The sequence below is a fragment of the Cyclobacterium sediminis genome, from assembly GCF_054781075.1.
Map to the genome: position 1 here is coordinate 335,428 of NZ_BAAGVC010000007.1, position 26,139 is coordinate 361,566.

Consider the following 26,139-nt stretch of genomic DNA (forward strand, 5'->3'; position numbering starts at 1 on the left):
CTTTTCCTCTCTAATGAGCCATTTTTTCGGATAATCTGTCTTAAAAATCAGACAATGATAAGAAATTATTGTTTTTCGATTATTAAAATTTAACAAGGTTTAATAAAACCCCAATACCGGAGGAATGAAAATGAAAACCGCAACTTTTAAATTCGTCCTAATTACAAATAAGGCAAGAATATTTCTAAAATCACAAAAATTTAAGAAGTCACTATTCAATGAAAAATGGGTAATTTGAATGAATCATCCCTTGGCTCATCAAAGAGTCACGGGATTGAATGGATTGTGTCAAAGGCTTATTCCACTATTGCTCATCCAGTCAAACAGCGGTTGCATCCATTCTTCGGTTGGTATACTCAAAACAAATCCATGATTGCCTTTCGGGTACAAATGCATTTCTGAGGGAACTTCATTTTTTATCAGTGCTTGGTAGAAGCGGATACTGTTCTCCACAGGTACCACATTGTCATCTCCGGTATGGGTGATCCAAGTGGGTGGGGTGTTTGGGCCGACCTGCAATTCATTAGAAAACAGTTGCTTTTGTTTTTCTGAAGCAGACTTGCCGAGTAAATTTTGTCTTGAACCTAAATGACCTATTTCGTCTGTCATACTGATGACCGGATAGATAAGGACCATAAAGTCTGGTCTTAAGCTTATTTGCTCCTTATTTAGGATATAAGACTTGTCAAAATGTGTTCCGGCAGTGGATGCTAAGTGTCCTCCAGCCGAAAAGCCCATGATTCCAATTTTGCTCGGGTCAATATTCCATGCTGAGGCGTTTTGTCTTACCGTTTTAATTGCTTGCTGGGCATCCTGAAGAGGACCAATAGCTTTGTCAATCATAATCGAATCACTGGGCAATCGGTATTTTAAAATAAATGCAGCAATTCCCTTTTTTACAAATGTTTCAGCGATCAAGGTTCCTTCGCGGAGGTAGCTCTCGCCTGAGTATCCACCTCCAGGGCAGATTATCACTGCAGCCCCTGTAGCTATTTTTTCACTAGGATGATAACTTGTGAGGGTAGGTTTGGAAACATTTTTTAACCAGGCAATACGGCCATTGTCCTCAATGACCTCTTCCTGCATGGCATAAGCCTTACTATTAGGAATATTCTCTGGGTATAAATCCATTATTTGTTGGGCCTCCAGGTTGGAGGAAATTATTAAAAACAGGATTAGCGCAAATTGCTTCATGGATTTGGGTCGATTGATATTTAGTTATTACAGTTAAATTTCCTTTTAAAAGCTCAATGTAAAAATAAAAACCATGGAATTTCAAATCCTCATGTATCAAAATCATTCTTCAAATGAAGTAAACAGATTGCTACTGTAAATCAATGGCAAGTCTTAATTCTTCCGGTTGAATTGTGAGGCTTTCATTGGTGTATTTCACCTGAAATTGTGGGCCATTTCCGGGGAGTGAAAATTGCCTAAAATTACTAAGATCGTAGGATCCGCTTCCACTTAACTCCAGTGGGAACTGCATAGATAAAGGAGTGAAACCTGAATAATTGACAGAATTAGCAGTGATTTTTAGTTGGAGTCCGTTCTGTTGCCAGCCGGTAGTAAAAGGTAAAAACTGATTCAGTACAATGTTGATAAGGAAAGACATGGAGATGGTCAATGCCATAAAAATCGGGGCATACATGATGACACCTAAAACCACGAGCATGCCGGAAGTGGATAGCTGTGTATTGACATTGGCATCGTAAGTAAATTTCAGTTGAGGCTGAGCAGGTGCACCGGTTATTTTTGGAGTAACTTCGGCCTTGAAGGAAATTTTGGCTTTTACACGGCACCAGCATTTTCCTCGCTTGGCTTTTAAAGACCCCGTGGCTACGATCTTGTCTTGAACAAATTTAACATGAATGGAATTGATGTAGATTTTCCAACCGGATACCCGGAATTGTGATGGAACCCAACCCTTCGAAAATGCAATTTGTACAGCTGCGCTGATAACCTTGTCATTGACAACCGCACCTATACTTGTGTTTGGCGGATTGAAATGCTTCAGTTGCTGACCAATACCCATTGCCGGAGCTGTTAGGTTAAAGTCTGAAGCCATGAGTATTGATGTAGGCGGGACGGTTTTCTGAGCTGTTAGCAATGGACTGTTTGGAGCGAATCTCAGTCCCAACACACCGAAAATATCAATCAGGTCCCAAACAGGGATTTCGACTTTACGGATCAGTTTAAAAGCCAGCCAGACACCAAAAGTAATCAGTGGGGCAATGATGCCATTTAATATCCAATTGATAAGAAAATTTCCACCAGTAAAACTAATTCTTATCGAAAGTGTAGGGGCTATTTGAATGACAATCCCCTTAGGTTGACCGGCGGCTGTTCTTGAAAGGTTGAGTTCGACATTGTCGATCGTAAATGCCATGGTTGTATTGACAAGCTGAATTCCAAATAGCCTTAATTTAAAATCTGCCTTTGCCTGCAAGTCTGTCAACACCCCACCCAATGGCGCCGGGTCTTCCAAATCCAATATCTCCAGATCCTTAACTGATGCTTCGAATGAACCTATTCTCCCAAGTCTTGCCTGGTAAGTTAATTGCGCCTGTAAACTTTGCAAGAATTTATCCAATACAAGGTTGAGAATGGTTTGATTAATTTCAAGCGCTAAAGAAAAACCTGCTGCCCATGACATACCATTTTGTATTTAAAGCCAAAATTTACTTTGTTTTAGAATTCCTATATGACGCTTGCAGGAACTTCCCTTGCATCATCCATATCAAACTTATCATCACTATCAGTGCAATTTTCTTCATAGATCAGTTTCAGTTTTTCTAATCCGTAAAATTGAGTTTGGCCGATTGCTATGGAATAGAAGAGTTCTTCGTTTACTGGTAAGCCTTCTTCTTCTAGTAGCAATTCATCATTTAAAATATTAGCAATTTCATCAGGAACGTCAATGTTGAGGAATTCGGAAAAAAAACGAACATGGTCTGCCATAAAAATATGTCCGTTTCTTGTTCTGGCATTAACGACATCGACCAGCCTTTTTCTTAAGTCATCGTCCAAGGCCTTTTCATTATCCGCAGTAACTTTTTTAAATACCGACGCCCAAAAATTCCAGTGAAAAGTTTTTTCAGCCTCCCCGGCGATGGAAAAATGCAGCGTCATTTGGATTTCCCCGAATCCCTCCTTCCCGAGTTCGGTATTAAAGATTACTTTCCGGTCAACTGATTTTCCTTCCTGTACATCCATATTTATCGCCAAGTGTTCCTCGTCATTTTTGGCGGCCTTATTAGTAATCCCTTCAAGATTCCAAATTATTTTGTTCAGCTTACACGTTTTTAAAGCAGTCATGTGTAAGTCAACCTCAAGGTCTTCTCCCGGCTGTATTACAGATGGGCAGGAACATGAAATTTGGAAAAATTCGTCTGTATGGAAAGTTGTAAGAAGCATGACTTGGGAGGTAGGATTCACAGAAAGCTTCATTTAAAGTAATAAAAAATATTGAGATTGGCAAATGAAAAGTTGATTAATTCGCTCGTATAGTGTGTTTTATGTATGTCGATTTAGGGGGTGTTAATATAAAATTTAAAAAAACAGTCAGGAAATTTTGACCCCGGCAATTGAATATTATAGGTGTGCATTCTAGTATTTTATCAAATTGATCACTAGTTCATTGTATCTTTCTTTCATAAAGATTGTAGGTAGACAATGGTAAGTCTTTTACTCCTACTTTCTTAAAGCCTAACTTTTCGTAGTACTTACAAAGCTTAGGGTTTTTTGAGTCTGAATCTAATCGCAAGTATTGGCATTCATTTTTTTTGGCTTTATGTCCAATTTCTTCTAAGATTCTTTGCCCAATTCCTCTTCCGTTATAGGCTTCCTTAACGATTAATGAATGCACATAGATGGCTTTATCTTTTTGCTTTCCCCAATAGAGTAGGTCTTCATTTAACATTCTCACCATGCCGATATTGTTTTTATCCTGGTCATCGATGAAAAAGAATTCACCGTTTTTAATACCCTCTTCAATCCATCGTACTTTTTCTTGTGGAGGGTTCTTCCAATATTGCCAATGGTCAATCTGCATCCGGTTAATTTTTTCGGCTGCTTCCTTCAGTAAATTTAAAACCAGTGTTAGGTCTTTTATTCCTATTTGTCTAAACGTTATCTCCGTCATTATTCGTGTCTAATGGCTACTCTCCGGGATAGGCTACAGGGGTTCCACTTTCTTTGTGTATGGGCATTTGTGCCGCTACTTCTTTAAGGTGAGCCGTCAAAAGACTGGCCAAGGCTTTTACTTTTTCCGGTTTTGTGGCTGCCAGATTGTTTTGCTCTCCTATGTCTTCACGGATATTAAACAATTCAAAACTTTCATCTATATGGTAATAAATCAACTTAAAATCCCCTTTTCGAATAGCACTGAAGGCGCCTATCCCAGGCCCCTTAGGCCCCCATTCATTGGGGTAGTGCCAGAACAAAGACCGCTGTTCAACTTGTCCCGGCCTATTGTTTTTCAGCAAACCTGTGAAACTTTTTCCATCAACTTTCTGAACGGTGGTTTTGTCTTCTACTCCCGCCATTTCCAAAATGCTCGGATAAAAATCTTCAATGATCAGGTAATTGTCATTTTTTGATCCGGGAATCGTTACGCCGGGCCACTTTACGATCATAGGAACCCTGATGCCACCTTCATGGATGGATCCTTTGCCACTGGATAAGGGTTTGTTATGGGTGTGAGGTTCTCCACCTCTGCCATGAACGCTAAGGCCACCATTGTCTGACATGAAGAGGATGATGGTGTTATCCATCAAACTTTTTTCTTCGAGATATTTCATGATGTCTCCCAAGCTTTTGTCCATGCCTTCTATAAGGGCGGCATAGCTGGCTTCCTTTTCATCAAGGCCTTTGTCCAGGTATTTTTGATAATAACGTTTGTCTTTTTCTATAGGGGCATGCACTGCATAGTGCGACATATACATAAAAAAGGGTTTGTTTTTATTAAGAGCTACATCCATAGCACTTTTGGCTTCAAGGGTAAGCGCTTCTGTTAAAAAGATTTCTTGCCCATGGTATTTTTCAAGGCCTGGGACATCCCATACAGCACTGCCTCCACGCCAATTTGCACTAAAATTGTTTGCTCCCAAATAGCTACCTGGACCTCCGGCAGCATGTCCGGCTATATTGACATCAAAACCGATGGCTTCAGGGTTTTCGGCAGGAGTATCAATGGCTCCAAAATGTGCTTTTCCGGCATGAATGGTGAAATAACCTGCTTTTTGAAGCAAGGAAGGTAGGGCATCTGCATATACTGCCAGATCCAACGGTTCCGGACTCATTCCGTTTACATTCCAGGCAGGAAAAGACAACGCTTTATGGTTGGTTTCCATAGGTTGTAGGGCGTCCTTGTGTAGGGTCCAGTTGGTTACACGATGTCGTGCAGCGTTCATGCCGGTCATTAGACTTATACGTGTGGGAGAACAAACAGGTGTGGCATAAGCTTGAGTAAATTTCATCCCTTCAGCTGCTAGTTTTTCCATATTTGGTGTATGATAGCGCTCATTAAAAGGGGTTTTTTTATGCCAAAAAGGAAGAGAAGTGTCCTGCCAACCCATATCATCAACAAAAAATAAAACAATATTTGGTTGCTCTGAAGCTTCGAGACTTGCTTGATTTTTGCAGCTTCCAAAAACCATACATAGTAGGGTTAGGTAAAAAAGACTTTTCATAGGTTAGTTTTTTCTTGAATTCGACCTCAGTTTTAAATACCACCTGGTCTTGTTGGGATCACCGTTGTTTTTGGACCCGTTTATTATAAACGGTGAAGATAAATCTAAATGCTGAACCGTCAAAAGGGACTTGTCGCTTAATTGACCATACTTTGGGGAAGCTCCAAATAATTTGGTTGGCTAGTGCCAATTTAGTTTATCTATTACATTCAATGGCTTGTATTTTGGTTCTTACTCATCAATTCCCTCATGTTTTTGTTGAAGAATTCAAGTTCATCTCCTAAAACAGGAAAGAAATCCAATTCTGTCTTCTCAATTTTCCTGAGAGCCTTCTGAAGCACCGTGGCTGCTTCCTCGGTTAACTTGATTATTTTGGCCCTGTTGTCATTTGGATGTGCATGTCTTTGAATATACTTTCTCAAAACTTTAGAAACCATCATCCTAGCTGCATTGCCTTGATTGGCAATATCCACTTGGGTAACAAGTTCATTTTCCCTTATAAATCAACCCAAAGATGTCAATATAAGAAATTGTGTATGGGTCAGGTTTAAAGGATTTAAATTTTAAACCAAGAGTTTGACCGTTGTTAAATAGCTAAGGGAATTTACAAAGCATCAATAGGTCTTCCTATGAAGTAAAGCCGAGCCAACAAAACTCTTGGGTTGCTTACCTTTCCTTTTTTTGAGCCATATTCCACTTTTTTCTTTACCCAGAGGCCAATAATAGAATCTTTAAATTCGGAGTCATTATTCCATTGTATGCTCCGTTTCTGTGGAACTTCAATATTTCTGGGCTTGAGAGTAGGTTTTGGTTCTTTTTGGAAATTACCAAAAACCAGACCTATCAATAGGGCAATAAGAACAAGTAGGATCAGTTTATTTTTTCCGGGTTTCATTCTTTTTACAATAACAGGATTATTCCTTGAAAAAGGAATATTGACCCCTGCTATTTAGCAGATTAGCAGCAACCTTTTCTTTCCGTTCTTTTCCTTTGGAGCACGATGAATACAAGGCGGAACTTTGCCATTAGGGTGATCAGTAGCCAATCTACACATATGGCCAATGCCCAGGCTTATTGGCTGTGCATTGGATTTTGGCTGATAGTGGAGGTCAAAATACTGTTCATTTAAAAATAATTCAAAATATTTATCCGGTCCACCAAATAATTTTTTAAGCTCCGCTCTTATTTCGGGTACAAGGACTTTCTGTTCGGCTTGTGCATTGGGTAATACTTCACTTGAGTCCCCATAGTACGTGCATAAATAGGTATCAACGGGAATAGGAGAGCGATCTACATGAAATGAGTAAACATCGGTTGGAAAAAAGGGGTAGCTATCGTCCCTTTCATAGGAATGAATCACATTAAGTGTTGGCGAGGCACCATGCGCTTCCAGGGTTTTCAAATCTTGTAAAAGCATTTCACGGGCAAGCTGCCCTTGTTCACTTAGCTTCAGTCCATGGAGCTCATCTGGATGAAGCTCGGTCATATTTTCATTAAGCGCTATTTGATTAACAATCTCTGAAAAATCTCCTATTAATTGACGTTTCCAACAAAGCGCATTGACGTTTCCTTGAAAGGGCGTAGTAACAAGATCACGAAAAGTATTTACAAATTGAATAGGTTGCGTTGGAGGAGATTGATTGGTCATATTAAGCAGAAGACTATGTTTTAATACTTTTAAAGGAAGGCCTATTTGATTTTCTTTCCTTTTATTTCTTGCCCTCCTTGAAAAAGTGTCAGGCTCTCAACAGTATCATTTTTTAGTTGAAATGTAATTTTTGCTTTGACAACCGTTAGGAAAAAAGTAGTATCATTTTCAGGATAAATTTCAAATCTATCCTGTCCTGTGGCTTGGCCAAATAACTGATTACCTTCTTTTGTAATTGTTATTGTGAATTTGGGTTGTAGTTCATACAAACCAAGGTATTGTTCCAGCGTTGATTCAGAGACTTCAACGGCATCATTTTTGGATGTGAAAGAAGCTAAATCCATTCCGGGATCGAGTAAATGAAAGCCTATATCATCGATATCTGCTGTTGAATTTGAAAAGAGAACCACCCCTTTACCTGTTTCCTTGACAAATCCCGAAAAAGCCCTATAACCTCCGGTTCCCCCGTTATGCCAGATAAGCTCACCAAGTTCCCCCTCCTTAATATGCCAACCCAATGCTACTGACATTTCACCGGCTTTATGGTGTCTCTCCTTATGGGATAACTCCATTGCTTCTGTTAATGGACTTTTAACATGGCCTAAGTTGGCTGCAATAAATTTAGACATATCAGAAGTTGAGCTTCTAATTGCACCGGCACCGGCAAGTGTTGGGATGTCCCAATTTTCGACCTGCTTACCACCCGCATGACCTAAAGCCAAATTTTCTTTCATTTTTCTAGTGAACTCAATTTTGGTATTCATCATCCCTAATGGGGCTGCAATCGTTTGGATCATTAAATCTTCATAATTACTGTTTTTATTCACTGCGAGCAAATGGCCCAATAAGCCCTGAGCAAGATTTGAATATTCATACGCAGCACCTACCGCTCTCAGGGGTTTATAATTTGAAATAAAATCATACATCTGCTCAACGGTATAGTCTGCATATGGATTGTTAGGATTGGCAGGGGTAAAGTTGTCGGGCATTCTGGGAAGGCCGGAGCTGTGGTCTGAAAGGTTGCCAAATGTTATTTCTTTAAGACCTTTTGTCGGAATTTTAATATTTTTGGGAAGAAAGTCGTTTACTTTATCATCTAGTTTGAGTTCACCATCTACAACCTGTTGAGCTAGTAGAATTCCAGTAAAGGCCTTTGATATGGAGCCTATTTCGTAGATGGTATTTTCATTTACTTTCTTACCTTTTGCAGCAGTTAGACCAAAATTAAAATATTGAATGCCTGTGGAATCAATAATCGCCAAGGCGATACTTGGGGTAACCCCCTCTTCGATTCGTTTTTCAATGGTCTCAACAACTTCTGTTGGGAGCCCATTTCTATCGGATTTTTCTTGAAACGGAAAGGTAACAAAAGGGCTCAAAAGCATAATCAGAAGGATTATGGACTGTTTCATTTGGGCTTGGTTTATAAGTTAATAATCTCTTTGCTTAACGATGTTTTACCTATTGGAGTTGACTAGGGCTTATGTTTTGAAAGATAAATACAGAAAACCACTCACTATTCACTTTTTGGAGGTTTTTTCTCCTTAAATTGTTTGCTGTTTAATTTTTGCTTGGCCTTATTTCTCACTTTTTTAGTTTTACCTTTTTCTGCCAACATCAAAATTATTTCTCTTGTGAGTTCATTTAGGTCTAAAAGGTGGCTTTGAATGGCTGGGTTTCCATTTTTTAATATTTTATGAGCCAGGGTTGTAGAAATTCCATTTTCTAATAGCTCCAATCGGTAAGATTCTGAAAGTTCATCCACGAGGCCTCTTTTTTCCGTCATTCTAGGATCTTCGTATACTGGCAGGACCCGCATCAATTCCTCTAATTTTTCTACAAGTTTGACTCTGGACTTTGAAGTGAAGGTTAGAAATGGATTTTCCCAGTTAGGGACTATGTCAAATACGTTTGTTTTAGCGTTGAAATTTTCTAAAAAGTTTAAAACCTCCACTTGATATTCTCCCTCTAGGTCTTTTTCAGGTCGCCACTGAAGGTCAATAAGCTTTAGCCTGGAGTTGTTATGAAGGATAAGCAAACTCGAGCCTTCAAAATAATGCTCATAACCCGGAGCTGGGTCAACTTCATAAAATTGGTTATAACTTACTTGCCAACCCGCTTCTATTCTTAATGGCTGAAGTTTCATTTGAGTATTTCTTGATTAAAAAAAAACATATGCTGTAAAGCTTCAAGTTCCTATTTTTTTCGCCCATTTAAAATTTCCACATGAAAAAATAGCAGGCAAGTTAGCTGTGTAGCAATAACCTAGGTTGCTTTGGGCTATGTCTCGGGCGTATGGCTTACTACATAATCTGTTTAAGTTATTTAACCTCCGATGTTTTCAAACTCATTGTGTATTTTAACAAGTGAGGCCATTTTTCTTTGTTTCCATAATCCATAGAGACGCCCCAATCAATGCCTTTTTCCTGCATTGAGGCATCTGTAAAATTTCCTATCCTATAGGATCCCGGTGCTTTGGGATAATCGGCATCAAAAGAAGCAACTCTGCTAAACCTCAACCCATCCGAAGCAAATTGAAGGGTTTTGCCTTCAGGACCATGTTCAGAAATTAAAGCCATGACGCCGTTATTATAAGGCCAAACCATTACCTCATGTCCGCTAGTGATGATCGGATTGTTTTTGTATTTAGCATAAGGTCCCTCAGGGTTTTTAGCGATAGCCACTCCCATTTTGGTATTTCTTGGTCCTTCTTTTCCATGTTTGATACTTCTTCCTTTATAATACATCCAGTATTGCTTGTCTTTGTAAACAATACAAGCATCATCAATTCTGTAGCTGTCAAAATCATCGGGGAGGTCACTTATTTCTAATACAGGTTTTGGAGAAACCCGTTCAAATGGGCCATCAGGAGAATCAGCCACGGTCAGTCCAATGGCGGTAATGTCTGTTTCAGCATTGTTTTCAAATTTTCTATCCGGGTTTCCGGGAGTAGGCTTCACACCGGTATAAAAAAGATAATATTTGCCGGAAGCTTTGAGAATATTTGGCGTAAATACACTGTATTCATCCCAACTATCTTTTTCACCTCTGCCAATTGCTTCTCCTTTTTCTTCCCAAATTTCCCCATCTTTAGAAACCGCATACCAGATAGAGGCATCATACCCGCTATACTGCTTGTCTGTTTTTGTATACCATAAGTAATAAACTCCATCAACCAACATAACATCGGATGGGTCTCTTCGGCATATCCCATTTTCGGGCTCTAAACCTTTAAGAACCGAATAACTAAAAGACACCTCATCAATTTTAGTGTTATTTTTTGTAACACAACCAATTAAAAGGAATAAAACCATCAGTGGTAAGATGCTGTTTTTCATAAGTGTTTTATTTAGTGCGGAGCAAGGCTTGGCGATGGCAAGTTGTCAAATATTCCGTTCTCTTTTGGCGTCAAGTCATAAATTCGCTACACAAAGTGATTGGTTTTTGCTTCGGGTTTAAAATTCCCATTCTTCGAAAAGGCCTTCGTTATTTGAGGTATGAAAATTAGCAACTTCTTTTGCTCCCCCAAACCAATTTATTACTTCCTTTCTTGCGAGCAAAGTAGTTTTTTCTGAAAAATGAGACCAGTAAGAACTGTAACGCCAATCTCGTAAATCTACTGTAAATCTGTTTTTTACGGGGTTTTGGTGAATATAATTAATGACCGAAGTAAGGTAACTACCTGATTCAATTTTTAACCCGGATTATGTGATAGAATTCGTGATGAGTGTTGCAATCGTAAGAAGATCAGGCTGTTTGGAGATTTTAGCATAGCATCGCTATGGTGAACCTGTCTACCCACAGGCAGGGTTGAAAACAGCAACGAAGTGGCTGATTTTAAAGCGATTTCAGCACGTAATAGATTGTCTATTGCATATTTCGGGTTTTATCGCTTCGTAAAGTCTATCCAAAGTGCTCCTCTACGTTCGTATTTTTTATTAAGCCCTTCAAGGTTTTAAAAACCTTATAGGTCTGGATTAATTACCGATCCCCTACCGATAAGGAGATGGACTTGTTGAAGTCCAGCCTCCATCGATGACCAGACTTTGTCCCGTGATATGCCTTGCGGCAGGGGAGACCAAAAAGCCCACGGCCTCGGCAATGTCTTTTGGATAAGCAGGCCTTCCCATGGGGGTTATTTCCGACCAGGTTTTTTCATAGCCTTCTTCCGAAGCCGTACGCTCGGTCATGGTGGCTCCGGGAGCCACGGCATTTACATTGATTTTATAGGGAGAAAGTTCTACCACCAAGGTTTTGGCAAGCATCTCCAATGCGGCTTTGCTCATGCCATAGGCTGCCAGATTTTTGTGGGCCTGATGGCCGGTAACTGAAGACATAAAGAGCAGGCTACCTCCTGTTTGCTGCTTAATCATTTGCAGGGATACTTGTTGGGCGAGGAAAAAGCTCCCTGCCAGGTTAAGTTGCATGACTTTATGAAAATCCGCCTCTTTGTAAGATAGGAAATCCCCAAAAACAGTGATGCCTGCATTGGCTACGGCCACGTCTATGGCGCCAAAAGTTGCCACCGTTTGTCGCACCATTTTTTCAATGAAATGGGTATCTGACACATCTCCGGAAATGCCTTGGCAGGACTGGGGAAAACTGTCGTTGATCTTTTCACAAGCTTTGATGGTGGCAGCTTCATCTAAGTCATTTAGCATGACCTTATACCCTCTGGAAGCCAGTAAAAAAACGATTTCAAAGCCTATGCCCACACCGGCTCCTGTCACTAAGGCTACCGGAGCAGCTTCCGTGTTGGTTTTATTCATCGGGTTTTGTAAAGTTTAAAAATCACCGGAAAACAACTTTGCTTTCCGGTAATAATGGGAATGAATTAATGAGAGTCTTTGGTGACTTCACTTCCTGAATTGCCTTTTAGGAAATCCAGATCGGCTCCTAAATTGGCTTGTTCAACGGTTTTTACATACAGGCTTACATAACCTCTTTCTGTAGGGCTGGCCGGTTTTTTCCAAGCTGCTTTTCTTTTGGTCAGCTCTTCATCTGATACCAATAAATTTAGCTTTCGGGCTTCTACATCAAGCTCTATCTCATCTCCTGTTTGAACCACGGCAAAATTCCCTCCTTCTGCTGCTTCCGGAGTGGCGTGAAGGATTACTGTTCCAAAGCCGGTGCCACTCATTCTTCCATCAGAAATTCTGACCATGTCCTTGATGCCTTTGGCCAGTACTTTTGGTGGCAATCCCATATTGCCCACTTCCGGCATTCCCGGATAGCCTCTAGGACCGACATTCTTAAGCACCATTATGGAATTTTCGTCAATATCAAGATCAGGATCATCAATTTTATTTTTGTAATCATCGATGTCTTCAAATACTACTGCCTTACCTGTATGCTTCATCAATTCCGGACTGGCAGCCGAAGGCTTGATTATGGAGCCTGTTTCGCAAAGGTTTCCTTTGAGCACTACAATTCCTGACAAAGGATTGAAAGGTTCATCAATGGCTGCTATTACCTCTTTGTTATAATTTTCAAATTTTTCATTGTTCCTACCTATGCCCTGCCCAGTTACCGTCATGGCCTCATTGTGCAGGTGGTCTTTTAGCTGGCGAATAACCGGAGGCAAACCTCCCGCGTAGTAAAAATCCTCCATAAAATACTTTCCTGAAGGCTGTAAGTTGGCCAGAAGAGGGATTTCTGCCGAATATTTATCAAAATCTTCCAGATTAAGTTCTATGCCCATTCTGCCTGCAATGGCCAATAGGTGGATGACAAAGTTGGTAGAACCACCTATGGCAGCATTGACCATGATGGCATTTTCAAAGGCCTCTCTGGTCAGGATATCAGACATCTTCAGGTCATTTTCAACCATTTTGACGATTTCCATTCCGGACATATGGGCCATTACTTTTCTGCCGGTATCCGGAGCCGGAATAGCCGCGTTTCCGGGAAGTGACAAGCCGAGAGATTCCACCATACAAGCCATGGTTGAAGCAGTACCCATGACCCCACAATGCCCGTCACTTCGGCAAAGGCCTGATTCTGCGATATAAAGCTCTGCTTGATTGATTTCACCTGAACGTGCACTTTCGCTAAATCTCCAGATATCACTGGTACTAATTTCTTTGCCTCTATACCTTCCTGTGAGCATTGGCCCGCCGGAAACCACGATGGTGGGCAAGTTTACACTTGCCGCTCCCATAACCAATGAAGGAGTGGTTTTGTCACAACCGCAGAGTAAGACTACCCCGTCCAAAGGATTGGCACGGATGGATTCTTCTGTATCCATGCTTGCCAGGTTTCGGTAAAGCATGGCAGTAGGTTTCATCACTGTTTCACCCAATGACATTACCGGAAATTCTACCGGATAGCCACCTGCTTCCAAGATGCCTTTTTTTACAAATTCTGCCAATTCTCTAAAATGAGAATTACAGGGTGTTAACTCAGACCAAGTATTACAGATGCCAATGATTGGTTTACCTCCCAGTTCGTGGGTTGGGATGCCTTGTTTCTTAAACCATGACCTGTAAATTAGACCATCCTTGCCAGTTTTTCCGAACCAGCCTTGGCTTCTTCTTTCCTTTTTATTCATTTTTGGGTTATATTAATTTTTGCTAAAAAGTGAACAACCCGGCAAGGGTAGTACTTTTCGATCCATTTAAAGTATAAGGATAGTAAATGTTTGGCCAAAATAAAATTTTAAACATCTAAAAACCTTTATTGCAGTCGACAATAAATGAATCTTAAAGTAGGCGAATTCTTTTTCAAAATAATTAATAAAAATATTCGTCGGTAAAAGCAAGTGAATCAGTCTTATATTCATGGATAGGGCATGGGTATAAGGGGGTAAGCAAATAAAATTTGGATTTACCGACATTTTATTGAGAAATCAACCTTTAGTTGGTTTTGCAAATGATGAATAATTAGCTTTAAACTCCTATTTTGGGAGGTCAATTAACAATAAACTCAAAACAATCATCAATGAGCTTTGAAATAAAATCATCCATGGGCACCTATGATGTGATCATAGTAGGTTCCGGCGCCGGAGGCGGAATGGCAAGCAAAATTCTCTCAGAATCCGGTTTAAGTGTAGCTGTTGTAGAAGCGGGTAGTGATTTTGACCCTGCAATGGAAGAATACAGAACCCAATTGAGGTTTCCTTGGGAATCACCGAGAAGAGGTGCCAATACTGTGCGGGCTTTTGGTGATTTTGATGCTGCTTATGGTGGATGGGAAATAGAAGGAGAACCTTATACCAGAAAAGACGGTACTGAGTTTGACTGGTTTCGATCCAGAATGGTTGGTGGAAGAACCAATCACTGGGGAAGGATTTCCTTACGTTTTGGGCCGGATGATTTTAAAAGAAGAAGTATTGATGGTTTAGGAGATGATTGGCCGATAGGCTATGATGATGTTAAACCATTCTATGACAGGGTAGATAAAATGATCGGTGTCTTCGGTTCTAAAGAAGGCATGAGAAATGAACCTGATGGAAACTTTTTACCTCCACCAAAGCCAAGGTTGCACGAAGCAGCCTTTACCAAGGCCGGCAAGAAAATCAACCTTCCGGTTTTGCCTTCAAGGGTGTCAGTGTTAACTCGTCCTGTCAACAATGAAAGAGGCGCTTGTTTTTTCTGTGCACAATGTAACAGGGGTTGCCAGGTTTATGGTGATTTCTCTGCAGGAACCGTTTTGGTAAAACCGGCAATCAAAAAAGGTAATGTAGATTTATATACTTATGCCATGGTGCGTAAGGTTACCACCAATGACAAAGGAGAAGCGACGGGTGTTTCCTATGTTAGCAAGGTGGACATGAAAGAGTACAAGCTGAAAGCCAGGGTGGTGGTTTTAGGTGCCTCTGCCGGTGAAACGGCTAGAATCATGATGAATTCAGCTTCTACCAAACACCCTAATGGATTGTCCAACAGCAGTGGAACATTGGGCAGGTATTTGCATGACTCTACAGGGGCAAGCAGATCTGCATTGATGACAGATTTCTTAGCAAGGGACAAGTACAATGAGGATGGTGTGGGATCCCTTCATGTATATACTCCATGGTGGCTAGACAACAAAAAACTTGATTTCCCAAGAGGTTACCACCTTGAGTTTGGGGGTGGCATGCGCCAACCCAATTATGGATTTGGATTTGGTATGGAGTCCATGCGTAAATACATGCAAGATGAGTTCGGCAAACCAAGACCAAATGGAGGCTATGGTGCAGGACTAAAACAAGACATCAGAAATATTTATGGGGCTACTGTTGGGATCGCAGGCAGAGGAGAATCCGTTCCTCAGTACGACAATTATTGTGAAATAGACCCAACTGTTGTAGATAAATTTGGTATCCCTGTGCTTCGGTTCAATTACAATTGGACGGATTATGAAGTCAAACAAGCCAAGCACATGCAGGAAACTTTTGAGGAAGTGTTTGATGCCATGGGTGCTACAGTGATGGGCAAGAAGCCCGGAGCCGACACCAAGTACGGCTTGGAAGCTCCCGGAAGAATTATTCATGAAGTAGGAACTACCAGAATGGGCAATGACCCCAATACTTCTGTTTTGAACAAGTATTCTCAGGCACATGAGTGCGACAATTTGTTTGTGGTAGATGCCGGGCCATTTGTTTCTCAGGCAGATAAAAATCCAACCTGGACGATTTTGGCACTCTCTATGAGAACATCTGAGTACATCGTAGATCAGCTTAAGAAGAAAAATATCGGCTAATAAAGCTGTAGTAGGAAATAGAGAAATCAGCACCGGAGTTTTCACAAACTTTGGTGCTGATTTTTTTTGTTAAAAATATATCGCAATTTCGGGCCGTGGATTGGCAATATATAATAGAAGGTATTGGAAATGGTTTAGCAGCCATGAGCTGGCTGGAAGGCATAGCAGTTGTATTTGGGCTAAGCTCAGTATATTATTCGATGAAGGAAAATATATTGGTCTTCCCCACAGGCATCATCAGTACATTGATCTATGTCTGGATTTGTTTGCAAGTAAAACTGTATGCAGACATGGGCATCAATGCCTATTATTTTTCCATGTCCATTTATGGTTGGTATGTTTGGTCCAATCCTAAACCCGGGAAAGCAGTTGTGCCCATCACCTGGCTAAGTAAAACAGGAGTGTATCAATCTTTGGCCTTATGGGCAATTTCCTACCTGAGCTTGTATTTAGTTTTGACCAATTTTACAGACAGCGATGTGCCTTATTGGGATTCATTTACCACTTCCACCGCTTTTGTAGGAATGTGGCTGATGGCCAAAAAGAAGGTGGAAAACTGGATAGCATGGATCATTACGGATTTGGTTTCGGTACCTCTTTATTTTTACAAGGGTTTGGTGCTTACTTCTTTTCAGTTTTTTGTTTTCACAGTTTTGGCAGTGCTTGGTTTGATAGCCTGGGTAAAGGCTGCAAAAAAATATGCTGAAGCCTGATGCATAAAATTGTAATCATAGGACCGGAGTCAACCGGGAAAAGCACTTTAAGCCGGCAATTGGCAAGCCATTATAATGAACCTTGGGTAAGGGAATACGCCAGAGAATATATTGATGGTTTGGACCGATCCTATACCTATGCCGATTTGTTGGCCATAGCGAAGGGGCAGGTAAAACTGGAAGATGATCTGGCAAAAAAGGCTGAAAGTAAATTGTTTTGTGATACAGACCTTAGGGTGGTTAAGGTGTGGAGTGAGCATAAGTTCAGGCAAACCCATGATTGGATAAAAAAGCAAATCGAAAGCAGAGAATATACCCTTTATCTGCTCACTGCAATAGACATTCCTTGGAAAGATGACCCCCAGCGCGAACATGCTGATCCGGCCATGCGCGCGCATTTTATGCAGATTTATGAAAATGAGGTACGCACCTCAGGTTTGCCTTGGAAAACCATTCGAGGAGAAGAGGAAGCACGCTTGCAGGCAGCCATTGATTTTATTGAAAAGTCTTTGGATCAATAGAAATTTTCATAAATTCATGCTTATTTTATTCTCCCAATTTAACCAATCATCTATTGCAGGTACCGAAACTATCTTTTTTTTGATAGATTAACGGATTCTTGCTGATAGTTACGGAATTTTTAAATAATTTCAGGATTGTTTTTACCAAATAAACTCAAACATACTTACCCATGGATAACCATAAGCAACAAATGCAAAAGTACTGGAAGCGCAATATTAGAACCTTATTGATTCTTCTTGCGGTTTGGTTTATTGTCTCTTTTGGCTTTGGAATTTTGCTTGTTGAACCGCTTAATGCTATCAAGATTGGTGGCTATAAATTGGGCTTTTGGTTTGCGCAGCAGGGCTCCATATTTTCTTTCGTTATATTAATTTTCGTTTACGTATATCGGATGAATAAGCTAGATGAGGAATTTGATGTCAATGAAAAGTAACCCTTATAAATAATCACCTACCTATGGATATTTTAACTTGGACCTACATTCTGGTAGGTCTGTCTTTTGCCCTGTATATCGGCATTGCCATCTATACCCGAGCAGGATCAACCAAAGAATTTTATACAGCAGGGGGAGGGGTTTCCCCTTTGGCAAACGGTATGGCCACTGCGGCCGATTGGATGTCAGCCGCTTCCTTTATTTCCATGGCCGGAATTATTGCTTTTTCCGGATATGATGGATCTGTATACCTTATGGGCTGGACCGGAGGCTATGTGCTTTTGGCATTATTGCTAGCTCCTTATCTTCGGAAGTTTGGAAAATTTACCGTCCCTGATTTTGTAGGAGACAGGTATTACAGCAACAAGGCCCGTGTGGTAGCCGTATTTTGTGCCCTCTTTATCTCTTTTACTTATGTAGCCGGACAGATGCGTGGCGTAGGCATAGTTTTCTCAAGGTATCTGGAAGTGGATATTGAAACTGGAGTATTGATAGGAATGACCATTGTGTTTTTCTATGCCGTGATGGGAGGAATGAAAGGAATTACCTATACTCAGGTAGCCCAATATTGTGTGCTGATTTTTGCCTTTATGGTACCTGCCATATTTATTTCTATCCAGTTGACCGGTAATCCAATTCCTCAATTGGGACTGGGAGGCACCGTTCAAGATGGAACTTATCTATTGGATAAGTTGGATGGGGTGTTGTTGGACATGGGTTTTGAGGAATATACATCCGGAAGGAAATCAATGACAGATATTTTTGCCATTACGCTGGCGCTGATGGTTGGTACTGCCGGCTTACCACATGTGATTGTTCGGTTTTTTACCGTGCCGAGGGTAAAAGATGCAAGATTATCTGCAGGATATGCTTTGGTATTTATTGCCATTTTGTATACTACAGCCCCAGCCATTGCTGCTTTCGGAATTTACAATGCCATCGATACTGTAGCAGATAAGCCTGTGAATGAATTGCCTGTATGGGTCGAAAATTGGAAAAAAACCAATTTAATAACCGTTGATGATGTAAACAATGACGGCATCGTACAGTATACGCCAAACCCTGAGACCAATGAACTCAATATAGACAAGGACATTATGGTATTGGCAGCTCCGGAGATTGCAGTATTGCCCAACTGGGTGGTAGGGCTAGTTGCTGCCGGAGGGATGGCCGCTGCCTTATCTACCGCAGCAGGTCTGCTATTGGTTATTTCCACCTCAGTTTCCAGAGATTTGTTTAGGACATTTGTTCCGGACATGACCGAAAAAACCGAGTTAATCATCGCAAGGGTTTCTGCAGCTTTAGCAGTAATTATTGCCGGTTACTTTGGTATCAACCCACCGGGATTTGTGGCTGAGGTAGTGGCCTTTGCCTTTGGGTTGGCTGCGGCATCCTTTTTTCCTGTCATAATTATGGGTATATTTTCTACCCGAATGAATAAAGAAGGCGCAATAGCAGGCATGGTGACCGGATTGGTTTTTACCCTTGCCTATATTATCTATTTTAAATTTATTCAACCAGAATCCAATTCCATGGACAATTGGTGGTTCGGCATTTCGCCCGAAGGAATTGGCACCATGGGAATGGTAATAAATTTTGTTGTTTGTTATGTTGTTTCCAAACTTACCCCACCACCACCGGAGGATGTGCAGGAAATGATTCAAGAAATTAGGATCCCTAGAGGAGCCGGAGAAGCCCATAACCATTAACCTAAATCAATGCAGGGGATTTGTTGGAGTCAAGTGCTTTGCATTATTTAATTCACCTAAAGTTTAATAAAACCTAAAATATCGAGATATGAGCGATAGAATTCATAGCCTGAGTGGTTATTTCCATGAATACCAAAAAAGTGTAGCAGATCCGGAAAATTTCTGGGCCAGAATTGCCGATTCTTTTCATTGGAAAAAACGATGGGATAAGGTCCTGGATTGGAATTTTGATGGTCCGGATGTAAAGTGGTTTGTAAATGGGAAACTTAACATTACCGAAAACATCCTGGAAAGGCATCTTTTTATCATGGGCGATAAGCCTGCGATTATATGGGAACCTAACGAACCCGGAGATCCAAACAGAATCCTTACCTACAAGGAATTGTATGAGGAAGTTTGTCGTTTTTCTAATGTTCTCGTAGAAAAAGGTGTAGGTAAAGGAGATAAGGTTATTATCTATATGCCCATGGTACCGGAGGCAGCAATCGCCATGCTTGCCTGTGCTCGTATTGGAGCAGTGCACTCCGTCGTTTTTGCAGGATTCTCCAGTTCTGCCTTGGCAGATAGGATTGAAGACTGTAAAGCCAAAGTGGTGCTTACCTCAGATGGAAACTATAGAGGGAAGAAAAAAATTGCCGTAAAATCAGTTGTAGATGAGGCTTTGGAGAGCACCGATCTGGTAGAAACCATGATTGTGTTCCAAAGAACAGGACAGGAAGTAAACATGAAAGCCGGCAGAGACTTTTGGTGGCATGAAGCCATTGAAGGTCAAAGTACCAGCCATGTAGCAGAAGAAATGGACAGTGAGGATGAATTGTTTATCCTTTATACTTCCGGTTCTACAGGAAAGCCTAAAGGTGTGGTACACACTTGTGGTGGATACATGATTTATTCCAAGTTTACCTTTGAAAATGTATTTCAATATACCCCCGGAGATGTGTACTGGTGTACGGCCGATGTGGGCTGGATTACCGGGCATTCATACATTGTGTATGGACCACTTTTGACCGGAGCCACCACCATCATGTTCGAAGGAGTGCCAACCTATCCTAACCCAGGTAGGTTCTGGGAAATTGTGGACAAGTATAAGGTCAATCAATTTTATACCGCACCTACTGCCATTAGGGCCTTGCAGGTGCACGGTACTGAGCCGATAGCCCCTTATAAACTTGATTCCCTTAAAGTTTTGGGATCAGTAGGAGAACCTATTAATGAAGAAGCTTGGCATTGGTACCATACCCATATAGGAAAAACAAAATGCCCAATCGTTGACACTTGGTGGCAAACTGAAACCGGGGGGATTATGGTTTCTCCGTTGGCAGGCATTACACCAACCAAACCTGCTTTTGCTACCCTTCCACTTCCGGGCGTGCAGCTGGCGATTATGGATCCGGATGGGAAAGAGCTTAAAGGAAATTCTGTAGAAGGAAACCTTTGCATTAAATTCCCTTGGCCAGGAATGATCCGAACCACTTATGGTGACCATGAAAGGTGTAAACAAACTTACTTCTCCGCTTATAAAGGCATGTATTTTACAGGTGATGGAGTAAAAAGAGACCATGACGGCTATTATCGTATCCTCGGTCGTGTGGATGATGTGATCAATGTGTCAGGGCACAGGATGGGTACTGCTGAAGTAGAAAATGCCATCAATGAGCATCCTTTGGTAGTGGAATCTGCTGTGGTAGGTTATCCGCACAAAGTTAAAGGCCAAGGCATTTATGCTTATGTGATCTGTGACATGTCCAATAGGACAGAAGCAAACCTGACCAATGAGATCAAAGCTTCGGTTACCAATATCATTGGGCCAATTGCCAAACCTGATAAAATTCAGATTGTTCCGGGGCTTCCTAAAACTCGTTCAGGTAAAATCATGCGTAGGATCCTGAGAAAAGTTGCAGAAGGTAGCATGGATAATTTGGGAGATACCTCCACCTTGCTGGATCCGGATGTAGTAGATAAGATTATTGCAGGAAGGAAGGAGTAAATCCTTAATTTTCTGTTATTATATAAGCAATGTATGGCAGGACTTTTCTGCTATACATTGCTATTCCTTTGACCCAATTCCCATATGAGCAATGTCATCGTTAATAGGGTTGTTGATTTCCTGAAAAAATTCCCCCCTTTCAGCTTTTTGTCTCCTGAACTGCTAACTCAGGTCGCAAAGCAGGTAGACCTTATTTATTTTGAAAAAGATGAATTTTTGTTTCAAAAAGGAGAGCCGGCAAAAAAATACTTTTTCGTGGTCAGAGAAGGTGCCATCAAGCTAACAGACATTATTGATGGTAAGGAGCAAACCATGGAATTTTGTGATGAAGGGGATGTCTTTGGGGTGCTGGCCCTGTTGGGCAAACGGCCTTATATCCTAGATGCCAAAGCCAATGAAAATAGCCTAATTATTGCTGTCCCTGTGGCAGTATTCGATAAGATTCTCAAAGAAAACAGCCAGGTAAGTCTTTACTTTGCTTCGGGATTTGCCTCCGGCCAGGTGGTGATCCGTTCAGACCTTTCAGAAACACAGAAAGTGCGTTCCCTTTTGGGCAAAAGTGCGCAGCAGAATGGACTATTGCTATTTCCAGGACAGGCTTCTATAAATTATTCACAGCCTGTTATCCAATGTTATATAGGTGATACCGTGTCCCGTGCTGTAGCCAAAATGAGTGAAGCCAAGGTAGGCTCGATTATTATCGTGGATGAGGATAATTTCCCACAAGGCATCATTACGGACAAAGATCTCAGAAATCGACTGATTGCTGAAGGCTTGCCTTATGATACCCGGGTTGAGAAAATCATGAGTCACCCTGTGGTGACAGCAAAAAAGGACCTCGAATTTTCACAGATATACCTCAACATGGTGAAAAACAGGCTGCACCACCTGGTTTTTACCGAAGATGGGACCGATCAATCCGGTATAGTCGGAATTATCTCAGACCATGATGTGCTTCTTTCACAGGGCAATAGCCCGGCAGTGCTTATCAAGGCTTTGCAGGACAGTGAGGATGTGCATGAGATTGCCAAATTACGGAATCAGGCAGAAGGAATGCTGATCTATTTCTTGGAAAATGAACTGGCCATTGATTTTATTGCCGGGATCATTACGGAAATCAATGATACCATCATTCAGCGGGCCATTCACATTGCTAAAAGCAGGCATTCGCCTCAATTTCCAGAAGTTTGTGATACTCCCTTTTGTTTTCTTGGTCTCGGCTCAGAGGGTCGAGGGGAACAATTGCTTCGTACAGACTTAGACAATGCCATTGTTTATGAGGATGTTTCGGCTTCCCTGGAAGAAAAGGCCAGGGGGTTTATGCACTTGTTGGCAAGGGATGTGATGGATATACTTTTTGCCTGTGGTTTTCATTCTTGCCCTGCAGAGATGATGGCAAACAATCCCAAATGGTGCCAACCCATGTCTCAATGGAAAGATTATTTCAGTCAATGGATCAGGAAATCTGACCAGCCTTCTTTGTTAATGGCTTCTATATTCTTTGATTTTAGGGCAGTGGCCGGAAAAATGGCCCTTGCGGAAGAGCTGACAATGCATGTGTATGAAGAGATTAGCAAAGGGAAAATTTTCCTAAATTTCTTTGCCAAAAATGCCTTGTTAAACCCTCCCCCATTGGGCTTCTTTCGGAACTTTATTATTGAAAAATCCGGAGAGCATGCAGAGAAGTTTGACATAAAGTTAAGGGCCATGATGCCGCTGGCTGATGCTGCAAGGGTATTGATCCTAAACCATCAGGTAGTGGGAATCAACAATACTTTCAAACGGTATGAAAAACTTGCCGAACTTGAACCCAATCAAGCGGCATTGTTTAAGGATGCAGGGAAAGCCTATGAAATATTTATGCGCATCAGGGCCCTGGAAGGATTGTCTTCTTCCTCTTCCGGGAGGTTTATCCAACCCGACTCTTTAGGTAAACTTCAACGCCAATTGCTTAAAAATGCATTTTTTCCCATTGATGAAATACAGAAAATTTTACGGGTAAGGTTTCAACTGGATTATTTTGGCAAATGATATGGAATGGAAATCAATTTTTGGCCTTCGTCCCCTACCAAAGCCTGCCTATATCAAGGCTTATGAACAGACCTTACTCAAAAAAATCCCTAAAGGTAAACCAATCAGAGAACTGGAGTTTCTGGTTTTTGACACAGAAACAACGGGACTGGAAGTAAAAAAAGATTATGTGCTTTCCTATGGAGCAGTGATTGTGAGCAACAATAGCATACGGATTTCCGAGTCCAAGGAATTTTATTTGCGGCCAAAAAAACGCAGCAAAGAAGCTGTAAAAGTACATGGCTTGGTTCAGGAAAGGCCCTATATCAGCCGAGAGGAATTGATAAGGAGCTTTCTGGCTGATGCAGCCAATAGAATTATTGTAGGACATCATTTGGGATTTGACCTTGCCATGCTGGAGAAGGTTGGCTACCAACTTGGCTTGAAGAAAATCCGCCAGCCCGGTCTAGATACCTATGACTTGGCAGTAAGGATGGAGGTAGGGAAATTTTATAACCCACATACCATAGCCTCTCAGGATTACTCCTTGGACAAGCTTTGTGAGCGGTATGGGATTTCGCTGGATGACAGGCATACGGCGGCAGGAGATGCCTTGCTTACCTCTCAGCTTTTAATAAAACTTCTGAAAATGGCTGATAAAAAGGGAATAAAAACCTTTGGTGAGTTGATGGCATGACCCTAAACTTAGGGATTCCAACGGGCATCAATGGCAGCAGCGGCTTTTACATAAATATTTAAACCTGTTTCAGATGGGTAGATGCCTTCAATGACTATTTCAGGAGATTGGAGGGAAAGCGCAAATAAGCTTAAGTCCAATTGACTTTCTTGAAGTAAAATCGTTTTTGCTTTTGCCAGTTGTTCTTCCACCGGAAACACCGCTTTTTTTCGAATAGCTTTCAGAATTTTTCTTCGCTTTAGCCAATTGGTGGTATTTGCCAGAAAGTTTTTGGTAGAAAGCTTAAAGTCTATAGCTTCAAGTACTACGTTTTGGGATTGAGGATCAAAAACCGGTTTTCCGGCCAAATAAAAAGTGCCATCTAAATCTTTTTTTCCGCTTCTTTTTCCGGTGAATTCCATGGTGATCAGGGTTCTTTCACCGAAGTGGCGAAGGCTAAATTTCTTCGGCAATAATTTGGTTTGTTTGTCTACAGTTAGGAGCTTTCCTTTGAGTTGTTTTTCAAGGTAAGCCGCCATTTCTTCAAAACTTATATAGATAGGTAAGGTTAGGTTAAAATCATTTCCTTGCACATTTTCTTGGCTCACCGGAGGAAGGGCTGCCAATTGTGTGGGCAGCGGTTTTTCTTTTTGCCTTAAAACCTCTCCTTCCAACCCAATGTTGAGCAAGAGCTTTTGATCATTTGTAAATTGGTTTTCCACGGCAATTTTGTCAGGCCTTGTATACAAATAGCTGGCAGAGAGTCCATTGTCCAAATACCTGGGTTGTCCAAAGGTGGCCCAGAAATTATTGGCTATTTGTTTGATGTCCAGAGACTTTAAAGATCCGGAGGCCAGTTGATCCTCCATTACCCCTATCATTTTCTTCTTTACCAGAGGTTCGAAATCGATGTTAAAACCCAGAAAATCATATTGTAAAGCTTTGCCCCAAGATAAAATATCCAATTCCTCTATGCCAAAGCTGTAGTCGCTATTGATTTGAGGAATAAAACTGACTTGTGGAGAGAGGTTTTCCTGAAAGGGAATGGCAGAAGAGATCTTTTGTCCGAATATTTTCTTTTCCAGCCTTACCTTGCCGTCCAAAAAAACAGGTAGCCCTACCAATACTTTGCCCTCATCTGTGGCTGACAAGCTGAAGCGCCCATTTTTCTTTAGATCCACATCCGCATACAGCCCATTCCCCAGTTCCAATCCCTCCTCTTTAAATAATTTTTCAGTGAGGCTTTCATTTATTTTTCCCTGAACGTAGGACAAAGGGATTTCAAGGCCCAGGTTTATGGATAAGGCTGCTTTTGGTAAAGCAGGTGGAGGAGCTTGGGCCTCAGGACCATTTAATTTTAAACTACTACAACTAGAAAAGGCAGCAATAAGAAGAGCAATTATTAGCAATGAATATCTTGGCATATTGACTTTAACGTCTAAATGGAAAGATTGGGGGTGAAGAAATGGGATTTTAATGCAGAGGTAAGAGAAAAATAGGACAATTCAAAAAAAATGAGCCTCCTTTGAACTTTAAGCACTTTTATTTTGGTTATTGGTTTTCAATATTAGTCGAAATAAATTATGAGTTGGATAAAATTAGAGGATGCTTCTCAATTGAATGCGATCAAAGAGCAGAGCAATGAAAAACCGGTGGTGATATTTAAACATTCCACGAGTTGTTCCATTAGCGGTATGGCTTGGAATAGATTGCAAAGAAACTGGAAAGACGGAGATAGTGAAAAGTTTACCCCTTATTACCTTGACCTCTTATCTTACAGGGCTTTGTCCAATGCCATAGCAGAGGAATTTGATGTAACCCATGCTTCTCCTCAAGTAATTGTGGTGAAGGGTGGAAAAGCGGTCTATAATAATAGCCATATGGGAATCAATTATAATGAATTGGTTTCATTGGAGGTATAGAAATATTGACTTTTTGTAGCCATCCAAGGGTTTTAAACCCTTGGATGGCTTGTGCTATTTGGTTGGCTATTAATCCCTTAAATTTACCGTTTGTTGGGTAAAAATTCCTTTCAAACTTTTTCAGTCTTTCCATTAAACCTTTGGTAA

23 protein-coding genes are annotated in these 26,139 nt (G+C 41.0%); 9 read left to right on the plus strand and 14 right to left on the minus strand.

Translation table 11 applies throughout. The features are described from left to right. Positions 1-288: 288 nt before the first annotated feature. From ACYVHJ_RS10105 to ACYVHJ_RS10165, 13 genes are all read right to left on the minus strand, one after another. Complete coding sequence (locus ACYVHJ_RS10105) at positions 289-1,194, minus strand: alpha/beta hydrolase (protein WP_460514386.1); 906 nt, start codon at positions 1,192-1,194, stop codon at positions 289-291. A gap of 130 nt (positions 1,195-1,324) precedes the next feature. Continuing rightward, positions 1,325-2,653 (minus strand): hypothetical protein, encoded by a 1,329-nt coding sequence (locus ACYVHJ_RS10110; protein WP_460514388.1) that lies wholly within the window; start codon positions 2,651-2,653, stop codon positions 1,325-1,327. 44 nt (positions 2,654-2,697) lie between these two features. Next, positions 2,698-3,435 carry a hypothetical protein gene (locus ACYVHJ_RS10115; RefSeq protein ID WP_460514390.1) on the minus strand — a complete coding sequence of 246 codons (738 nt, stop codon included), beginning with the start codon at positions 3,433-3,435 and terminating at the stop codon, positions 2,698-2,700. A gap of 199 nt (positions 3,436-3,634) precedes the next feature. After that, a complete protein-coding gene (locus ACYVHJ_RS10120) occupies positions 3,635-4,141 on the minus strand; it encodes a GNAT family N-acetyltransferase (RefSeq protein ID WP_460514392.1) in 507 nt (168 codons plus the stop codon). A 16-nt stretch (positions 4,142-4,157) separates the two neighbouring features. Beyond that, positions 4,158-5,690, minus strand: coding sequence for a sulfatase (locus tag ACYVHJ_RS10125; protein ID WP_460514394.1), 1,533 nt, complete (start codon positions 5,688-5,690; stop codon positions 4,158-4,160). A 209-nt stretch (positions 5,691-5,899) separates the two neighbouring features. Further along, a complete protein-coding gene (locus tag ACYVHJ_RS10130; RefSeq protein WP_339902666.1) occupies positions 5,900-6,163 on the minus strand; it encodes a hypothetical protein in 264 nt (87 codons plus the stop codon). Positions 6,164-6,294: 131 nt separating this feature from the next. After that, a complete protein-coding gene (locus ACYVHJ_RS10135) occupies positions 6,295-6,585 on the minus strand; it encodes a hypothetical protein (protein ID WP_460514397.1) in 291 nt (96 codons plus the stop codon). Positions 6,586-6,639: 54 nt separating this feature from the next. After that, positions 6,640-7,338: a DUF1826 domain-containing protein gene (locus ACYVHJ_RS10140; RefSeq protein ID WP_460514399.1), complete on the minus strand. Its 699-nt coding sequence runs from the start codon at positions 7,336-7,338 to the stop codon at positions 6,640-6,642. Positions 7,339-7,379: 41 nt separating this feature from the next. Beyond that, entirely contained in the window at positions 7,380-8,750 is a 1,371-nt protein-coding gene (locus ACYVHJ_RS10145) for a serine hydrolase (protein ID WP_460514401.1), read from the minus strand. A gap of 104 nt (positions 8,751-8,854) precedes the next feature. Continuing rightward, positions 8,855-9,484: a hypothetical protein gene (locus tag ACYVHJ_RS10150; RefSeq protein WP_460514403.1), complete on the minus strand. Its 630-nt coding sequence runs from the start codon at positions 9,482-9,484 to the stop codon at positions 8,855-8,857. Positions 9,485-9,659: 175 nt separating this feature from the next. Further along, positions 9,660-10,676, minus strand: coding sequence for a family 43 glycosylhydrolase (locus ACYVHJ_RS10155; protein WP_460514405.1), 1,017 nt, complete (start codon positions 10,674-10,676; stop codon positions 9,660-9,662). Between the two features lie 654 nt (positions 10,677-11,330). Then, the gene (locus ACYVHJ_RS10160; RefSeq protein WP_460514407.1) at positions 11,331-12,107 is read right to left on the minus strand and encodes an SDR family NAD(P)-dependent oxidoreductase; all 777 of its coding nucleotides are present in this window, start codon (positions 12,105-12,107) and stop codon (positions 11,331-11,333) included. Between the two features lie 65 nt (positions 12,108-12,172). Next, positions 12,173-13,888 (minus strand): IlvD/Edd family dehydratase, encoded by a 1,716-nt coding sequence (locus ACYVHJ_RS10165; protein ID WP_339901039.1) that lies wholly within the window; start codon positions 13,886-13,888, stop codon positions 12,173-12,175. Between the two features lie 389 nt (positions 13,889-14,277). On the opposite strand from ACYVHJ_RS10165, the gene ACYVHJ_RS10170 reads away from it, so the two are divergent. The 8 genes from ACYVHJ_RS10170 to ACYVHJ_RS10205 all read left to right on the plus strand — a co-directional run bounded on the left by ACYVHJ_RS10170 (position 14,278) and on the right by ACYVHJ_RS10205 (position 24,091). After that, positions 14,278-16,020, plus strand: a complete 1,743-nt coding sequence (locus ACYVHJ_RS10170) for a GMC family oxidoreductase (protein ID WP_460514410.1) — start codon at positions 14,278-14,280, stop codon at positions 16,018-16,020. Between the two features lie 95 nt (positions 16,021-16,115). Then, a complete protein-coding gene (gene pnuC, locus ACYVHJ_RS10175; RefSeq protein ID WP_460514412.1) occupies positions 16,116-16,733 on the plus strand; it encodes a nicotinamide mononucleotide transporter family protein in 618 nt (205 codons plus the stop codon). Beyond that, the gene (locus ACYVHJ_RS10180) at positions 16,733-17,254 is read left to right on the plus strand and encodes an AAA family ATPase (RefSeq protein ID WP_460514414.1); all 522 of its coding nucleotides are present in this window, start codon (positions 16,733-16,735) and stop codon (positions 17,252-17,254) included. Before pnuC ends, ACYVHJ_RS10180 begins: the two co-directional genes overlap by 1 nt. 170 nt (positions 17,255-17,424) lie before the next feature. Beyond that, positions 17,425-17,688, plus strand: coding sequence for a DUF4212 domain-containing protein (locus ACYVHJ_RS10185; RefSeq protein WP_014019634.1), 264 nt, complete (start codon positions 17,425-17,427; stop codon positions 17,686-17,688). A gap of 23 nt (positions 17,689-17,711) precedes the next feature. Next, on the plus strand, positions 17,712-19,397 hold the full coding sequence (locus ACYVHJ_RS10190; RefSeq protein ID WP_339901045.1) for a sodium:solute symporter family protein: 1,686 nt from the start codon (positions 17,712-17,714) through the stop codon (positions 19,395-19,397). Between the two features lie 88 nt (positions 19,398-19,485). Continuing rightward, a complete protein-coding gene (gene acs / locus ACYVHJ_RS10195) occupies positions 19,486-21,384 on the plus strand; it encodes an acetate--CoA ligase (protein WP_339901047.1) in 1,899 nt (632 codons plus the stop codon). Between the two features lie 84 nt (positions 21,385-21,468). After that, positions 21,469-23,415, plus strand: a complete 1,947-nt coding sequence (locus ACYVHJ_RS10200; RefSeq protein ID WP_460514417.1) for a DUF294 nucleotidyltransferase-like domain-containing protein — start codon at positions 21,469-21,471, stop codon at positions 23,413-23,415. A 1-nt stretch (position 23,416) separates the two neighbouring features. Beyond that, a complete protein-coding gene (locus tag ACYVHJ_RS10205; RefSeq protein ID WP_460514419.1) occupies positions 23,417-24,091 on the plus strand; it encodes a 3'-5' exonuclease in 675 nt (224 codons plus the stop codon). Positions 24,092-24,099: 8 nt separating this feature from the next. On the opposite strand, the gene ACYVHJ_RS10210 is transcribed toward ACYVHJ_RS10205, so the two are convergent. Next, on the minus strand, positions 24,100-25,494 hold the full coding sequence (locus ACYVHJ_RS10210; protein WP_460514421.1) for a DUF4403 family protein: 1,395 nt from the start codon (positions 25,492-25,494) through the stop codon (positions 24,100-24,102). Between the two features lie 159 nt (positions 25,495-25,653). Between ACYVHJ_RS10210 and ytxJ the strand changes: the two genes are divergently transcribed. Next, entirely contained in the window at positions 25,654-25,992 is a 339-nt protein-coding gene (ytxJ, locus tag ACYVHJ_RS10215; RefSeq protein ID WP_339901052.1) for a bacillithiol system redox-active protein YtxJ, read from the plus strand. Positions 25,993-26,139: the final 147 nt, after the last annotated feature.

Excerpts from the sequence above, each read along its gene's own strand:
- ACYVHJ_RS10210 (WP_460514421.1), bottom strand. The coding sequence starts at position 25,494 with ATGCCAAGATATTCATTGCTAATAATTGCTCTTCTTATTGCTGCCTTT.
- ACYVHJ_RS10155 (WP_460514405.1), bottom strand. The coding sequence starts at position 10,676 with ATGAAAAACAGCATCTTACCACTGATGGTTTTATTCCTTTTAATTGGT.
- ACYVHJ_RS10190 (WP_339901045.1), top strand. The coding sequence starts at position 17,712 with ATGGATATTTTAACTTGGACCTACATTCTGGTAGGTCTGTCTTTTGCC.
- ACYVHJ_RS10160 (WP_460514407.1), bottom strand. The coding sequence starts at position 12,107 with ATGAATAAAACCAACACGGAAGCTGCTCCGGTAGCCTTAGTGACAGGA.
- ACYVHJ_RS10125 (WP_460514394.1), bottom strand. The coding sequence starts at position 5,690 with ATGAAAAGTCTTTTTTACCTAACCCTACTATGTATGGTTTTTGGAAGC.
- ACYVHJ_RS10170 (WP_460514410.1), top strand. The coding sequence starts at position 14,278 with ATGAGCTTTGAAATAAAATCATCCATGGGCACCTATGATGTGATCATA.
- ACYVHJ_RS10135 (WP_460514397.1), bottom strand. The coding sequence starts at position 6,585 with ATGAAACCCGGAAAAAATAAACTGATCCTACTTGTTCTTATTGCCCTA.
- ACYVHJ_RS10145 (WP_460514401.1), bottom strand. The coding sequence starts at position 8,750 with ATGAAACAGTCCATAATCCTTCTGATTATGCTTTTGAGCCCTTTTGTT.
- ytxJ (WP_339901052.1), top strand. The coding sequence starts at position 25,654 with ATGAGTTGGATAAAATTAGAGGATGCTTCTCAATTGAATGCGATCAAA.
- ACYVHJ_RS10180 (WP_460514414.1), top strand. The coding sequence starts at position 16,733 with ATGCATAAAATTGTAATCATAGGACCGGAGTCAACCGGGAAAAGCACT.
- ACYVHJ_RS10185 (WP_014019634.1), top strand. The coding sequence starts at position 17,425 with ATGGATAACCATAAGCAACAAATGCAAAAGTACTGGAAGCGCAATATT.
- ACYVHJ_RS10105 (WP_460514386.1), bottom strand. The coding sequence starts at position 1,194 with ATGAAGCAATTTGCGCTAATCCTGTTTTTAATAATTTCCTCCAACCTG.
- ACYVHJ_RS10200 (WP_460514417.1), top strand. The coding sequence starts at position 21,469 with ATGAGCAATGTCATCGTTAATAGGGTTGTTGATTTCCTGAAAAAATTC.
- ACYVHJ_RS10120 (WP_460514392.1), bottom strand. The coding sequence starts at position 4,141 with ATGACGGAGATAACGTTTAGACAAATAGGAATAAAAGACCTAACACTG.
- ACYVHJ_RS10205 (WP_460514419.1), top strand. The coding sequence starts at position 23,417 with ATGGAATGGAAATCAATTTTTGGCCTTCGTCCCCTACCAAAGCCTGCC.
- ACYVHJ_RS10140 (WP_460514399.1), bottom strand. The coding sequence starts at position 7,338 with ATGACCAATCAATCTCCTCCAACGCAACCTATTCAATTTGTAAATACT.
- ACYVHJ_RS10110 (WP_460514388.1), bottom strand. The coding sequence starts at position 2,653 with ATGTCATGGGCAGCAGGTTTTTCTTTAGCGCTTGAAATTAATCAAACC.
- ACYVHJ_RS10165 (WP_339901039.1), bottom strand. The coding sequence starts at position 13,888 with ATGAATAAAAAGGAAAGAAGAAGCCAAGGCTGGTTCGGAAAAACTGGC.
- acs (WP_339901047.1), top strand. The coding sequence starts at position 19,486 with ATGAGCGATAGAATTCATAGCCTGAGTGGTTATTTCCATGAATACCAA.
- ACYVHJ_RS10150 (WP_460514403.1), bottom strand. The coding sequence starts at position 9,484 with ATGAAACTTCAGCCATTAAGAATAGAAGCGGGTTGGCAAGTAAGTTAT.